The sequence below is a fragment of the Exiguobacterium alkaliphilum genome (genome assembly GCF_018138125.1).
GTDB lineage: Bacteria > Bacillota > Bacilli > Exiguobacteriales > Exiguobacteriaceae > Exiguobacterium > Exiguobacterium alkaliphilum.
The window spans coordinates 1,105,931-1,120,369 of record NZ_CP073101.1 but is presented as its reverse complement, the minus strand read 5'-3'; the positions used below and the strand labels follow the sequence as shown (position 1 = coordinate 1,120,369).

Genomic DNA, 14,439 nt, shown 5'->3' with positions numbered 1-14,439 from the left:
CGAGCTTTCGTTACCGGGAAGTCGGTCGTCTCGTCATGCCGATTGAAAACTTTTCAAAGCCTAGCTTCTCGTAATACGGTCCCAAGTCTTCGACACACATGAGTTGAGGGATGACGCGATGTCGTTCACAGTGTTGAATGAGTTGAAGCATGATGTCTTGGCCGATTCCTTTCCCCTGATGACTTGGTGAAACGCACACGCCGCATATGATGCCGGTAATCACTCCGTCTGAGATGACGCGCCCCATCCCGACCAACCGTTGATCATCAAACACATACAGCGCATACCAACTTTGCCGACACATTCGCTCCAACTCTTCAGCGGATAACCCAAGTGAATTCCAACCTAACTCTTCATAGATGGTTAACAATGCTCCAAAGTCAGCAGGCGGCTCCGTCGTATAGCAGATCGATTCTATGATTGACTCCTCCGTTCTTTTCGTAGACTCTCTTTCAACTCCCAGACGTAAATAGACGGCTAGGGCTACTATCAGTTTAGCGCTTATACGCAATCGAGTCTTGCTCATCTCTCGCGCCGCCCCTAATGAAAAAAGGCGACCGGCCCGATTCAAGTCGGACCCATCACCCTTTCGATTCACTTCTTGTAGAACATAATCGCCTCATACGCCCGAAGCGACAACGTCGTCCCGTCGAGCTTCGGCACGTCGTAGTTGTGGCTGACGACGTCGGCCCGCGTGAAGCCTTCCGGAATCTCATACGTCGTCTCAGGTCCGTAGAAGTTCGCGACGACGAGCACTTCCTCCTCGTCCGTCTTCCGCGTGTACGCCCAGACGTCAAGCGCGTCCGGCGTCAGGAGCGTATAGTCCCCGTTCGTCAACACGTCGAGCTCTTTTCGGAGTGAGATCAAGTTCTTGTAGTGGTAGAACACCGAGTTCGGGTCGTCGAGCGCCGTCTCGACGTTCACGTCTGTATAGTTCGGTGCGACGTTGATCCACGGCGTCCCGCTCGTGAAACCGGCGTGCGGCGTCGCGTCCCACTGCATCGGTGTGCGCGAGTTGTCACGTGACTTCTGTTTGATGGCGGCCATCATGTCCTCGTGCGACACGCCCTGCTCACGCTTCAGCTTGTAGATGTTGAGCGTCTCGATGTCGCGATACTCATCGAGCGAGTCGAAGCCCGGGTTCGTCATGCCGATCTCCTCGCCTTGATAAATGTATGGCGTCCCTTGCAGGCCGTGCAGCACCGTCGCGAGCATCTTCGCGCTCTCGACGCGGTGGTCGGTGTCGTTGCCGAAACGGCTGACGACGCGCGGCTGGTCGTGGTTGCACCAGAAGATGGCGTTCCAACCCTTGCCGTACATCCCTTCCTGCCACGTCGACATGATGTCTTTCAATTGTAGAAAATCGAACGGGGCGGCGACGAACTTCTCGCCGTTCGGGTAGTCGACCTTCAAGTGGTGGAAGCTGAACGTCATGCTCAGTTCTTTCTCGTCCGGGTTCGAGTAGCGGACACAGTGGTCGAGCGTCGTCGACGACATCTCGCCGACCGTGATGACGTCATGCCCTTCGAACACTTCACGGTTCATCTCTTTTAAGAACTCATGGATGCGCGGGCCGTCCGTGTAGAACTTGCGCCCGTCCGAGTCGTCTTCCGGGAAGTCCTGCTGTTTCGAAATCAAGTTGATGACATCGAGACGGAACCCTTTGATGCCTTTCTCGCGCCAGAAGCGCATCATCTCATAGACGTCCTCGCGCATCTGCGGATTTTCCCAATTCAAATCGGCTTGCGTGACGTCGAACAAGTGAAGATAATACTGGCCGCTCTTCTCGTCATACTTCCAGGCGTTGCCCCCGAACTTCGACTCCCAGTTCGTCGGCTCGTCGCGCCAGATGTAGTAGTCGCGGTAGCGCTCGTCCCCGGCGAGCGACTTTTGGAACCACTCGTGCTCGGTCGACGAGTGGTTGACGACGATGTCCATCATGAGCCCGATGCCACGCGCCTCGGCTTCGCGGACGAGCTCGTCGAGGTCGTCCATCGTCCCGTACGATGGGTCGATCGCGTAATAGTCGCTCACGTCATAACCGTTATCGTTTTGTGGGGACTTGTACACCGGCGTCATCCAGATGTACTCGATGCCGAGCTCGGCCAAATAGTCGAGCTTCGCGGTCACCCCTTTGATGGATCCGGTGGCGTTACCTTCCGGGCTGTAGAAGCTTTTCGGATAGATTTGATAGACGACGGATTTGCGCCAGTTTTTCTGTGTCATGTGTGTAATCTCCTTTTTTGTAAGAGTTTTCATTCCAATCGAAAAGAGGGAAGAACTGCCGTCCCTCCCTCCCGAGTTATCATGCTACTTTATTTTGTTCGATTTCACCTTTCTTCATGTAACGCTTCGACAAGACGAACGTCAAGACGAATGGGACGACGATCGCGATGATCATCCCGACGATGAAGAGAAGGATTTTGTCCGTGAAGATCGAGAGGAAGCCAGGGAGTCCCCCGACACCGATTCCGATCGCTTGGACGTTATTGAGCGTGATGAAGATGGCGGCTGTCGCCGAACCGATCATCGCTGAGTAGAACGGGAACTTGTTCGGCAAGTTCACCCCGAACATGGCCGGCTCGGTAATCCCGAAGTAAGCCGAGATCGCTGACGTCGACGCCATGCTCTTTTGTTTCGCGTTGTGCTTGTAGACGAAGAACATCGCGAGCGCGGCCGAACCTTGAGCAATGTTCGACAAAGCAATCATCGGCCAGATGAACGTGCCGCCTGTCTCAGCGACGAGTTGCAAGTCGATGGCGATGAACAAGTGGTGCATCCCCGTGACGACGAGCGGTGCATAGAACAAGCCGAACAGGAGCGCCCCGATGACCGGGATCGCTTCGAACACGTTGACGAGGCTCATCGCGATGACGTTACCGAGACCACGCGTAACTGGTCCAACGATTGCAAGGGCGAGGAAACCGGTGACGACAATCGCCGTGATCGGCACGACGAGAAGCTGAATTGCGTTCGGCACATGTTTCTTCAAGAAGATTTCAATGTGGCTCAAGATGAATGCTGCGGCAAGGACTGGCAAGATTTGACCTTGGTAACCGACTTTCTCGATCTCGAACAAGCCGAGGATATCAAACGTCGGAATGTCGCCTTCAAGCGCCGCCGTACCGTAACCCCAAGCGTTCAAGAGGTCCGGGTGAACGAGTAAAAGACCCATAACAATCCCGAGTACTTCACTGCCTCCAAATCGTTTCGTCGCCGACCAACCGACAAGCGCCGGGAGGAAGACGAACGACGTATTTGCCATCATGTTAATTAAATCCCATAATCCTTGCAGGTTCGGATACGCTTCGATGAGCGTCGCATTATCAACAAAGAGACCTTCTGATGCGAGTAGGTTGTTGATCCCCATCAAAAGACCGGCTACGATAATCGCCGGGATGATTGGCATGAAGACGTCTGAGAAGACTTTAACGAGTTTTTGAAGCGGGTTCATCTTCTTCCCGCCGGCCGATTTGACCTCGGCGACCGTCGCCGCTTCAAGTCCGGCGAGCTTGATGAACTCGGCGTAGACGCGCTCGACGTCCCCTGCCCCGATGACGACTTGGTACACACCCGAGTTCTCGAATGCCCCTTTGACGAGGTCGGCTTCTTTTACTTTCGCCTCGTCGACTTTCGACTGGTCCTTCAATGAGAGACGGAGCCGCGTGACACAGTGCGCCGCCTTGTCGACGTTATCCTTGCCCCCGATGGCTTCGAGGATATCCGCCGCGATTTGACGATAATCTGCCTTCATAATGTAGGCCTCCTTTGTTTGAAAGCGTTTATTGAGAACGGTTACATATGATTACAAACAAAGTTTAACTTATATAGACGAGTTGTGTCAACAACTTATCTATATAAGTTACCGTGACAAACGTGTGACAGGCGTTCATTCATTTTGTTCCCTCTCGTGTCGATTCGAAACGAAAAAAAGGCCCCTTCCGAAGAGAGGGCACTGAAAAACCTCCTCTCTATCCGAGCGTGAGAACGTGAAAAAGGCGATTGGGCCGACTTGTGTCGGGCCGATCGCCTTTTTTCCAGGTCATAGAGCGCCGCATACGGGCTCGGCGGCATGTTTGGTAGGTCAGGCATCATCGAAATCGCCTCCAGGGTGTTTGATTACAGCCAGTTTAGTCCGGAAGGGGGACGACGTACAGTGTCGCCCCGAGGGCACGCCGACTCCCGGGGAATCAGCGGGCAAGGCGAGACCCAGCAGCGACGACGTCGCGATGCGGCTCGACGCCCGCCCCCAGGAAAGCGGCGTGCCGGACAGGGCGGCTCAAGGGCAAAGTTTTTCAGTGCCCTCTTCCGAAGAAAGGACCTTAGCGGCGGGCCACGTCACTGAACTGGAACTTGTCGAGCCGGTGACGGGACTCCGTATATTCGAACTGGCGTCCCTCGTACAGGAACGTGTCGTTCGTGATGACGATGACGTATTCGTAGTCGTGTAGATCGAGCCGCACCCGGTCGAGCGCCGTCACGTCCTCGGCGGCAATTTTCCGCTTGGCGTAACTGATTTGCAGGCCGAGCTCATGCTCGATGTAATGATAAATCGAATGCGCGGCGACCGCCTCGGTCAATCCAGGCACGAGGTCTTTGACGAAATAGTTGACGTCTAGGATGACGTTCTCCCCGTCGAAGTTCCGGACCCGCTCGATGCGATACATCTCCGTCCCCGGCTCGAGGTTCATCCGTTCGGCGAGCCAAGGCGGCGCCTCAATCTCCTCGAACGAGGCGACCGTCGTCTGAATCGAGCGGCCGAGCATGGACGCGTATACCTCGGAGAAGCTGACGATGCCATTGAACTGGAACTCGATTTGGTCACGGCGAAGAACGAAGACGCCTTTGCCGTGATGCTTCCGGACGTAGCCGTGCTCTTGCAAGAGATCGAGCGCCTTGCGGACTGTGCCGCGGCTCGCCTCGAACGCATGCATCAGCTCGGTCTCGGACGGGAGCTTCGATTCGGCCGGCAAGGCGCCGCTCCGCATCTTCTCGGCGAGCTGTTCGTAGATTTGGCGATACTTGGCCACGTGTCTCCTCCCCTTTCAATCGAAAAAGACGACCGCTCGGCCGTCTTTTGTTTTACCAGTCGCGGCGATACCACGTGATGCCGATTGCCCCAGGTCCGAGATGCGTCCCGATTACCGGACCGAAGTGGCTCCCCGTGATATGCGCTTTCGGGAACTTCGCTTTCATCGAGGCGATTTCCTCGGCCTGCCGTTCCGGGCAGTTGGCATGGATAATGCCGATGCAGTAGCCTTCCCCGTCATCGTTGATCGACTCTTCCATCATCTCTTCGATGCGGCGGACCGCCTTCTTGTACGTCCGAATCTTCTCGAACGGGACGATGAGCTTGTCTTGGAAATGAAGCACCGGCTTGATTTGAAGGAACGAGCCGACGAGTGCCTGCGCCGCGCTCAAACGGCCGCCCCGCTGCAAGTGGTCGAGGTCATCGACGACGAAGTAGGCGCGAATCATCGAACGCATCTTCTCGAGATGGTCGAGAATCTCTTGGGCCGAGGCGCCGGCGTCACGGAGGTAGACCGCCTCCTCGACGAGGAACGCTTGTGGCATGCATGAGATCTCTGAGTCGAACGCGTGGACGTTGACGTCGACCATGTCGTTCAACGCGACCATCGATTGGTACGTGCCGCTAATCCCGCTCGAGAGCGTGATGGCGATGACATCGGTCACATCACTCGGGAGCTGCTCGAGCAACTCGACCGTCTCCCCGATACTCGGTTGTGACGTCGTCGGCAAATTCCCCGCCTCGATGCGGTCATAGAACGCCTCGGTCGTGATGTCGACGGCTTCGCGGTACGATTTCCCGTCAAAAATCACGCTGAGCGGCGCGACGTGCACCTCGCGCGTCTCACAAAATTCGGCCGGCAAATAGGCGGTACTGTCGGTCAAAATAGCTATGTTTCCCATTCTATATCCTCACTTTACGTCGTTTCATTTTTCCAATTATGTTAGGATTCCATTCCATATTGTAACACAAAAACGAGGTAAAGCATCGGTCTCGGTCAAATCTCGACCCATCCGCGGCGAATCGCGTCGACGACGGCTTGCGTCCGGTCGTTGACGTCCATCTTGCGGAGCACGGAAGACACGTGGTTTTTGACCGTCTTCTCACTGATGAAGAGCATGTCGCTAATGTCGCGGTTCGAGCGGCCGTCGGCGAGCAAGTGGAGCACTTCGACTTCACGGCGCGACAACAGCTGGTACACCGGATCGTCCGTGCGGCTCTCGACGTTGCGCCCGGCGTGCTCGTCTTTGATTTGAAGCAAGCGGCGATATTCTTTCAAAACGCCCGTCGTCACTTTCGGGTGCAAGTACGCCCCGTCCTTGGCGACCGAACGGACGGCCGAGATGAGCTCGGTCGAGGCGACTTCTTTCAGCAAGAAACCTGAAGCCCCGGCTTCAAGCGCGTGCGTGATGTACGACTCATCGTCGTGAATCGACAAGATGAGGACGCGTGTGTCCGGTGAGAGGAGCGACAGCTGCTTCGTCGCCTCGATGCCGTTCAAGTCGGGCATGTTGATGTCTAGAATCATAATCTCCGGGTTGTGCTCGCTCGCGATACGAATCGCGTCGAGCCCGGTGCGCCCTTCGGCGACGACGAAGAACTCGTCCTCTAAATCAAAAATCCGTTTCAAGCCTTCACGAAACAGCTCATGGTCATCGACGATCGCGATGCGTGTCTGTGTCAGTTCCATTGGATGATTCCCCCTTGGTTGGTTCGGTTACGCGATTGGAATCGACATGCGGACGACCGTCCCTTTGCCGACTTCCGAATCGATGGTGATGCTTCCGTTCACGAGCTCGATCCGTTCGCGCATCCCTACGATGCCGAACGACCCTTCCCCGATCGTGCTCGGCACGAAGCCGACGCCGTGGTCGCGCACGTGGATATGAATCGCATCATGTGCTTGTTCGACGTTGACGATAATCTCGGCCGTCTTCGAATGTTTGATGGCGTTTTGGACCGCCTCTTGAACGAGACGGAACACGTTAATCTCGAGCTTCTCCGGCAGGCGGGCCCGATTCCCACGATAGTTGAGCCGCGTCTTGATGGCCGTGTACTCTTCGGTCTGATGCAAGTAGCGCTCGAGCGTCGGCAAGAAGCCGAGGTCGTCGAGCGACATCGGACGAAGGTCATAGATGAGCCGGCGCACGTCGACCAAGGCACCGCGGATGAGCCGTTTCAACTCATGCAGCTCGGCGAACGCCTCGTCTTTGCCGCGCTTGTCGAACGTCTTCTCGATCAAGTCGGCCCGAATCAAAATATGGGCAAGCGATTGCGCCGGTCCGTCGTGCATCTCGCGGGCGAGGTGGCGCCGCTCGCGCTCGGCCGCCTCGAACACGCTGATCGCCATCTCTTGCTTCTTCATCATGTCGGAATACTCTTGTTGCAAGTCGTCACGTAAGAAGTTCAAGACGACGGAGACGCGACTGACGAGTTTCTCGGCCCGTTCGATCGTGTCCTCGAGGACGAGCAATCTGCGCTCGAGGTCGTTGCGACGCTGCTGTGCGTTCATCTCTTCCTTTTGGACGAGGAAGCGCTCGAGCTGCATCTGGTTCGCCCGCTCGTAGGCGTCCCGGATTTCTTTTTCGCTATGTATATGAAACTTCTTGCTCACTTGGACGAGCTTGTTCTTCGCCGCTTTCACGAGCAAATCGAGCCGGTCCGATTCGGCGATGTAAAACTCGATCTTCTCCGTCAGCTCTTTCAACTCGTTTTGAATCAAGGAGTACTCGGTGGCCGAACTCTCGGTGATCCGGACGATCTCCTCTTTACTTTCCGTCACCGTATCAATCATATTTGTTATGATATGTTCTAAAGCTGTACGATCGGTAATATGATTCACGATGCCATCCCCTAATACGTCGGTAGTTAGTCCTCGTTTCTATTATCGTCTGAAAAAGCGAATGTTACAGCGAAACGTAGTGGTCTCCTTTAGCCAAATTCGCCAAGTGCGGCATGAACGCCTACTTGAATTCTAAAAAAAATATTCAAAAATAGAAAGGAGAATTTTCAGAAATGTCTGTTGAACCAAATTATACTATAAAACAAGATGGAGAATACGAGGTCGTCATCCAAAAGTCAAAATTCATCGCCCACTTCAAACGGGTCGCGACCGAGGAAGAGGCGCAAACGTTCATCCAAACGATCAAAAAGGCACACTGGAACGCGAACCATAACTGTTCGGCCTACATCATCGGGGAACGGAACGAACACCAGAAGGCGAACGATGACGGCGAGCCGAGCGGCACGGCCGGCATGCCGATGCTCGAGGTGCTCCGCAAGCGGCAACTGAAAGACACGGTCGTCGTCGTCACCCGCTACTTCGGCGGCATCAAGCTCGGTGGCGGCGGACTCATCCGCGCCTACGGTGGCACGGTGAGCGAGGGGCTCGATGCGATCGGCATCGTCGAGCGCGTCCCGATGCAACGGTTGACGCTATCGGTCGACTACGGCTGGATCGGAAAAGTCGAGAATGAACTGCGGCAATCGGACTATCTGCTCGACGATATCGTCTATGCCGAGGACGTCACGTTCCACGTCTCGGTCCCGGTCGAAGAGACCGAGACGGCGCTCGCCTGGCTCGTCGATTTGACGAACGGGCAAGGGGGTCTTAAGACCCAGGACGTACGTGTCATCGAACGTGATTTTGTGCGATAAGTCACGTATACTAAAAGAAACGACTGAAATGAGGAGATGACATGGAACAACCCCCTCGTAAGACACGTACCCCGTGGAAAGTGATCCTCATCGCCCTCGGCATCGTCCTCGTCCTCGGCGGCGCCGCGTTCGGTTATTTCGTGTTCAAGGCGAACGAGACGGCCGAAAACACGAACGACGCGCTCGACCGTGGCGACAAGTCCGAGCGCCGGGACGACAGCATCGACTTGACGAAAGACCACTTCTCCGTCCTCCTCGCCGGCGTCGATGGCGGTGCCTTGCTCGAGGAAGGCCGCACCGATTCGCTCATGGTGGCGACGTTCAACAAGGAATCTCGCCAAGTGACGCTCGTCAGCATCCCGCGTGACGCCTACGTCGACATCGTCACGACGGACGGCGAGTTCAAGGACAAAATCAACCACGCCTACGCGTACGGTGGCATCGACACGACGATCGCGACGGTCGAGAACTTGTTCGACATCCCGATCGACTATTACGCGACAATCAATTTCGACGGCATCGAGGACCTCGTCGACGCGGTCGGTGGCGTCGAAGTCGACGTGTTGATCCCCATCTCGGGACGGGCGGCCGGGAACGTCGAGCTCGAACCGGGCGTTCAGACGCTGAACGGCAAGGAGGCGCTCGCCTATGCCCGGATGCGCAAAGACGACCCCGAGGGTGACGTCGGCCGGGCGAAACGCCAGCAACAGGTGCTCGAGGCGATCATCAACGAGGCGACGACGATCAACTCGTTTGCGAAGCTGAATCGTATCATGAACGCCGTCGGCAACAACATTCGGACGAACATGACGCTCGCCGAGGCATCACAGCTCCAGCCGTACACGAAATCGCTCCGCTCGTTCAACCAAGAGACGCTCAAAGGCGACGACTTGACGATTGGCGGCGTCTACTATTACGAGATTGACGAGGCGGACCTCGAAGACAAGCAAGCGCTCCTCAAGACCGAACTTGGACTGCCGGTCACAGCAGAGACTGACACGCAGGAAGAGTCGGACGATAACTTGTCAGAAACGACGACCTATTAAAAAACGACCGTGCGGCTTCAGACGGTCAGGCTGTTAACGAACCCATTCGCTTTTCGCGAATGGGTTCGTCTCATTTTTATGTTCGATAAGCTTGAGACGCTCTGCCCAGCACGAGATTGAAAACGAGGTCTTTTACTTCGGCCATCGAGACCTCAAAAAACACAAACGGCCGCCCGATGGCGACCGTTTGTGTTGCTCGTCCGACGGCGCACCGGCTCCGACAGGAACGCAATCTGACGGAGACCTAGCAGCGACGCGAGTCGCGATGCTGCGCCGGAAGGACGAGCGATTTTATTGATGTTAGTCAACAAGCTGCCGCGGGGCTTCACACGGTCGTTTCCGGTTTAATCCGCCGCCTTCGTCCGACCGAGCAAGCGCCGGGACGTCTGGATGAGCGGTTTATAGTTCGGATGAATCAATTCGGTCGACTCGACGATGAGCTCGATGACGATCAAGACGATGACGAACGTGATGACGGCGCCGAGCATCGTCGTCTTCGCGAACAGAATCGAGGCGATGCCGAAGAAGAGCGTCATCCCGTACATGAGGAGCACTGCTTGGCGCGTCGTGAACCCCATATCGATCAGTTGGTGGTGCATGTGCGACTTGTCCGGCGACATCGGCGGCCGTCCTTGGACGAGCCGGCGAACGATGGCGAAAATCGTGTCCGAGATCGGCAAGCCGAGCAAGAGGACCGGCACGACGAGCGAGAACAGCGTCACGTTCTTGAAGCCAATGAGCGAGAACACGGCGAGCATATAACCGAGGAACAGCGCCCCGGTGTCGCCCATGAAAATCTTCGCCGGATAAAAGTTATGCACGAGGAAGCCGAGCGTGCTCGCGAGCAGGAGCAGCGCCATCATCGTCAAATAGACGTTGCCTTGGATGATGGCGAGCACGGCAATCGTCCCGAGCGCGATGCTCGAGACACCGGCTGCGAGGCCGTCGAGGCCGTCAATCAAGTTGATGGCGTTCGTGATTCCAATCAGCCAGAGCACGGTCACGGGGATGCTCCATGAGCCGAGGTAAAGCTGTTGGTCGAACGGCAAGTTGATCATCTCAATCCGCATGCCCGAGTTGAGGACGACGACGGTCGCGATCATCTGCCCCATCAACTTGACGCGGGCCGACAGTTGGAACCGGTCGTCGATGAGGCCGGTCAAGACGATGACGACAGCACCAATCAAGATGGCGTCATTGTATCGGCTCGCCGGAAGCAACAGGGCGTAACCGATCAAAAACGCGATGAAGATGGCAAGACCACCGATGCGTGGCATCGTCCGCACATGTACTTTTCGGGCGTTCGGGTGGTCGACCGCGCCAATCAAGTACGCGAAGCGGCGTACGAGCGGCGTGATCAACATGGCCATCACAAAACTGACCAACATGGCAATCCATAACATGGGCCAACCGTTCCTCTCTCGTTAAAAAATAGACTCTGGCGAATTATAGCATAAATCCCGTCACCGAAATCGTATCAGAAATGTTACAAGCAAGAAAGAGGCTGGGACATAACTAGCCGGTTTTGGAGATTTTCAATAAAAAGAAGGGGTCCGGTCACCGATTTTCGGTGGCCGGACCCCTTCTTTGCACTTCCCCCGATGCCATTGGCGATGAACTTCCGTAGGTTCACCGCCATGAGGGCGAAGCCGAGCTCGCGTTTCACGCGCTGTTTTCCCCTGACGGAGAAGCGGGTGAAACCCAAATTAGCCTTCAGATATCCAAAAACTGGTTCCACGTCCGTCTTGCGTCGGGCGTAGAGAGCACCGGTTTTCTCATCCGAAAGCAGCGTTCTCGTCATATGCTTTTGTTCTTCCCAGGCCCCGTTCACGCTGACCTGGCGGTGTCTCCCCGGTTCGGCCTTCGTGCACAGCTCCCGGAACGGGCAGCCGTCGCAGCTCTCGCACTCGTACACACGGAAATCACGGGTGAAGCCGTTCCGATCGGTCCTTTGGGACTCATGGCTGAACGAGAGCCGCCTCCCGTCCGGGCACGTGAACGTGTCGGTCTCGTCATCGTACGCCCAGTTCGCGATGTTGAACGGGTCCTCGCGCCATTTCTTCTTCTGTTCCTTCCGGTACATCGTATGCGGGATCAAGGGCAGGCGCCCCCGGCGCTCGAGAATGTCCGTGTAGTTCTGCTGGCTCCCGTATCCCGCGTCGGCAACGATGTGGGCGGGCAGGTCGAAGAACGTTTCGATTTCATCGAGGAACGGGATTAACGTCTTCATGTCGGTCGGGTTCGGATAGACGTCATAGGCGAGCGTGTACTGACCTTCGGTTGCGATCTGGACGTTGTAGCCCGGCTTGAGTTGGCCGTTCTTCATGTGATCCTCTTTCATCCGCATGAACGTCGCGTCCCTGTCGGTCTTCGAGTAACTGTTCCGTGTACCGAAGGTGGCCATGTGCTCCTCGTATCGGCGTTTCCGGGCGGCGAAGTCGGCGGCCTGTTTGTGGAGACGACGGGGCACTTTCCGTTCCGCACGCAGTCGTTTCCGTTCGGCGACGTCGGTGGTCGAGGCGATTTCCTCGTCGATGGCCTCGATCTTTTCTTCAAGTCGCGCGGCGACCTGTTCGAGTTCTTGGATCGAGAGCGCGTCCGGGCTCTCCCGTTCGATCTCGGGGATGACCTGACCGGCCATCAGTTCGTCGTACAGTTGGTTCGACTTCTCGACGAGCGTGGCGCTGTATCGCTCGACCGCCCTCCGCCAGACAAACGTATAACGATTGGCGTTCGCCTCGATTTTCGTGCCATCGATGAAGATCGCCTCCTCGTCGATCTCGCCGGTCTCGACGAGATGACATCTGAAGGCGACGAACGCGGCCTTCAGGATTGGGGCGACGGCCGGGTGGACGCGGAAACGGTTGATCGTCCGATAACTCGGCTCGTGGCCCTGGGCGAGCCACATCATCCGAAGACTGTCCTTGAGTAGGCCTTCGATCTTTCGGCCCGAGAATGCGGACTGCGTGTAGGCGCAGAGGACGATCTTCATCATCATGCGCGGGTGATAGGCCGGGCAGCCCGTCGTTCGCCAGAACGGCTCGAAGGCCTCGTCGGGGATCTGTTCGACGAGGTCATGGACGGCGAAGGCGATATCGTTTTCCTGGAGACGGACTTCTAAATCTAGGGGCAAAACCAACTGGTTCATGGTATACTCTTTGTACATAGGGGCACCTCCAAAGTTATGGTTTGGTCACTTTAACTTTATCAGAGGTCGCCCCTATCTGTTTAGTCCGAAACGCGTGCACGAACCCATAAAAATGACAAGAGGCCACCGGGAGCGAACAAGTCGCTCCCGGTGGCCTCTTTGTTATAAATCTACTGAGTTATGTCCCAGCCTCTACCGTCATGCGTGCGCTGGTTCCGTCGTGACGTTCTCAGCTGTTTCATATGTATACAGGCCGCGGCCAATCTTCTTAATCTCTGGATTGACCGATTCGATTTTCACCATCAGCTGATAGATGTTGCTGATATGGTGCCGGTAACGGAGCTCAAGCTCCATTTGGATGTCCCGTACGCTCATCGTCTTCCGTTCTTTTAAGAGGTCCGTCACTTGATGGACGTACACCTCAAGCGGATAACGTTGGTTGACGCGGCGCGGACGCAGCCGTTTCGTCGCATCGAGCATCATCTCGTCTTCACGTTTGTCCCGGCTCAGTTCTGCGATCAAATACTCAGCGCGGCGCTGCAATTGTCGATACGACTCCTCGATTTCCATCAGTTCCCGATAGATGTGCTCGTTGATGTTCGTGGTTTCCATGCACAAATCCCCTTCTACATTCCATTTAAAACCCTTGATTACCTATTTTAAATCAAGAATTTCTAATAATTCCTTGTTTCCATATAAAAGTGTAACGGATTTGTAACGTCCTTGTCATCTGTTTTTGGGTATTTCTGTCTATTCGGGACTTTATACCTAAATAAAGACGGCGACTGTTCGGGGCAGTCGCCGTCTCACGGAAGATGATTGTAGTCTTTACGCTCCGACGCGTTCGAGGATGCGTCCGAGCGAGAGTTCGTCGGTTGAAGAGACGATGAGGTCTGCATGACCGAGCATCGACTCGTCCCCGACGGCGACAGCAAACATGTTTGCCGCTTTAATCGCAGTCACGCCTGCGGCTGCGTCTTCAACGCCGATGGCATGTTCGGGTTTCACGCCAAGGGCAGAGGCAGCCTTCAAAAACACTTCGGGATGTGGTTTCGAATCGGCGACAGTTGCTGCATCGACAATGTGGTCGAAGTAATGACGGACACCAAGTGCGTCAACGACCGCGAATGCGTTCTTTGAAGCAGATGCCATTCCGATTTTGAGTCCCGCCTCTTTGATTTCATCGAGGAATGAAACGATGCCTGGGAGCAGATCGTCAGAAGAGATGTGCTGAATGAGTTCAACGTAATGCTCGTTCTTCTTGTCCGCGAGTTCCGCTTTTTCAGCCGGTGTGAAGTCAGCCTGCCGTCCGCCGAGCGCGAGGATGCGTTCGAGCGAGTCGGTGCGACTCACGCCTTTTAGCGTCTCATTGAACTCACGGTCAAAGGGAATGCCGAGCTCTTCTCCGAGTTGTTTCCAAGCGAGGTAATGGTACTCCGCGGTGTCGGTGATGACACCGTCCAAATCGAAAATGACTGCTTCAATCGTTGACATACATGCTTTCCGCCTTTCCTTCAAATGTTTCTGTCGTCAGACTACATTTAGGGAACTTGACAAGT

Annotated in this window: 13 protein-coding genes; 2 read left to right on the top strand and 11 right to left on the bottom strand. The window is 55.6% G+C overall.

The genetic code is table 11. The features are described from left to right. Positions 1-10: 10 nt before the first annotated feature. From KB235_RS05835 to KB235_RS05805, 7 genes are all read right to left on the bottom strand, one after another. The gene (locus tag KB235_RS05835; RefSeq protein WP_211780917.1) at positions 11-421 is read right to left on the bottom strand and encodes a GNAT family N-acetyltransferase; all 411 of its coding nucleotides are present in this window, start codon (positions 419-421) and stop codon (positions 11-13) included. Positions 422-594: 173 nt separating this feature from the next. After that, positions 595-2,226, bottom strand: a complete 1,632-nt coding sequence (treC, locus tag KB235_RS05830; protein ID WP_211780716.1) for an alpha,alpha-phosphotrehalase — start codon at positions 2,224-2,226, stop codon at positions 595-597. Between the two features lie 79 nt (positions 2,227-2,305). Beyond that, entirely contained in the window at positions 2,306-3,754 is a 1,449-nt protein-coding gene (treP, locus tag KB235_RS05825; protein ID WP_211780715.1) for a PTS system trehalose-specific EIIBC component, read from the bottom strand. 568 nt (positions 3,755-4,322) lie between these two features. After that, positions 4,323-5,030 (bottom strand): trehalose operon repressor, encoded by a 708-nt coding sequence (gene treR, locus KB235_RS05820; protein WP_034817931.1) that lies wholly within the window; start codon positions 5,028-5,030, stop codon positions 4,323-4,325. Positions 5,031-5,082: 52 nt separating this feature from the next. Beyond that, complete coding sequence (locus KB235_RS05815; RefSeq protein WP_211780714.1) at positions 5,083-5,931, bottom strand: DegV family protein; 849 nt, start codon at positions 5,929-5,931, stop codon at positions 5,083-5,085. 95 nt (positions 5,932-6,026) lie between these two features. Continuing rightward, the gene (locus KB235_RS05810) at positions 6,027-6,719 is read right to left on the bottom strand and encodes a response regulator transcription factor (RefSeq protein WP_034808242.1); all 693 of its coding nucleotides are present in this window, start codon (positions 6,717-6,719) and stop codon (positions 6,027-6,029) included. Between the two features lie 27 nt (positions 6,720-6,746). Next, positions 6,747-7,871 (bottom strand): sensor histidine kinase, encoded by a 1,125-nt coding sequence (locus tag KB235_RS05805; protein WP_211780713.1) that lies wholly within the window; start codon positions 7,869-7,871, stop codon positions 6,747-6,749. 173 nt (positions 7,872-8,044) lie between these two features. Between KB235_RS05805 and KB235_RS05800 the strand changes: the two genes are divergently transcribed. Together KB235_RS05800 and KB235_RS05795 are read left to right on the top strand one after the other, a co-directional pair. Then, positions 8,045-8,686 carry a YigZ family protein gene (locus tag KB235_RS05800; RefSeq protein ID WP_034808245.1) on the top strand — a complete coding sequence of 214 codons (642 nt, stop codon included), beginning with the start codon at positions 8,045-8,047 and terminating at the stop codon, positions 8,684-8,686. 41 nt (positions 8,687-8,727) lie between these two features. Beyond that, positions 8,728-9,732, top strand: a complete 1,005-nt coding sequence (locus KB235_RS05795; protein ID WP_211780712.1) for an LCP family protein — start codon at positions 8,728-8,730, stop codon at positions 9,730-9,732. 344 nt (positions 9,733-10,076) lie between these two features. Here the strand turns inward: KB235_RS05795 and KB235_RS05790 are convergent, their stop codons facing one another. The 4 genes from KB235_RS05790 to pgmB all read right to left on the bottom strand — a co-directional run bounded on the left by KB235_RS05790 (position 10,077) and on the right by pgmB (position 14,374). Beyond that, positions 10,077-11,135: a glycosyltransferase family 4 protein gene (locus tag KB235_RS05790; RefSeq protein ID WP_034817927.1), complete on the bottom strand. Its 1,059-nt coding sequence runs from the start codon at positions 11,133-11,135 to the stop codon at positions 10,077-10,079. Between the two features lie 83 nt (positions 11,136-11,218). Further along, a complete protein-coding gene (locus KB235_RS05785; protein ID WP_246514361.1) occupies positions 11,219-12,898 on the bottom strand; it encodes an IS1182 family transposase in 1,680 nt (559 codons plus the stop codon). A gap of 180 nt (positions 12,899-13,078) precedes the next feature. Beyond that, positions 13,079-13,492 carry a Rok-like winged helix domain-containing protein gene (locus KB235_RS05780; RefSeq protein WP_034808248.1) on the bottom strand — a complete coding sequence of 138 codons (414 nt, stop codon included), beginning with the start codon at positions 13,490-13,492 and terminating at the stop codon, positions 13,079-13,081. A gap of 216 nt (positions 13,493-13,708) precedes the next feature. Beyond that, positions 13,709-14,374, bottom strand: coding sequence for a beta-phosphoglucomutase (gene pgmB, locus KB235_RS05775; RefSeq protein WP_034817926.1), 666 nt, complete (start codon positions 14,372-14,374; stop codon positions 13,709-13,711). Positions 14,375-14,439 lie beyond the last annotated feature (65 nt).

Coding starts and splice junctions, on each gene's coding strand:
- treC (WP_211780716.1), bottom strand. CDS start 2,226: ATGACACAGAAAAACTGGCGCAAATCCGTCGTCTATCAAATCTATCCG.
- treP (WP_211780715.1), bottom strand. CDS start 3,754: ATGAAGGCAGATTATCGTCAAATCGCGGCGGATATCCTCGAAGCCATC.
- KB235_RS05815 (WP_211780714.1), bottom strand. CDS start 5,931: ATGGGAAACATAGCTATTTTGACCGACAGTACCGCCTATTTGCCGGCC.
- KB235_RS05810 (WP_034808242.1), bottom strand. CDS start 6,719: ATGGAACTGACACAGACACGCATCGCGATCGTCGATGACCATGAGCTG.
- KB235_RS05800 (WP_034808245.1), top strand. CDS start 8,045: ATGTCTGTTGAACCAAATTATACTATAAAACAAGATGGAGAATACGAG.
- KB235_RS05795 (WP_211780712.1), top strand. CDS start 8,728: ATGGAACAACCCCCTCGTAAGACACGTACCCCGTGGAAAGTGATCCTC.
- KB235_RS05790 (WP_034817927.1), bottom strand. CDS start 11,135: ATGTTATGGATTGCCATGTTGGTCAGTTTTGTGATGGCCATGTTGATC.
- KB235_RS05785 (WP_246514361.1), bottom strand. CDS start 12,898: ATGTACAAAGAGTATACCATGAACCAGTTGGTTTTGCCCCTAGATTTA.
- KB235_RS05780 (WP_034808248.1), bottom strand. CDS start 13,492: ATGGAAACCACGAACATCAACGAGCACATCTATCGGGAACTGATGGAA.
- pgmB (WP_034817926.1), bottom strand. CDS start 14,374: ATGTCAACGATTGAAGCAGTCATTTTCGATTTGGACGGTGTCATCACC.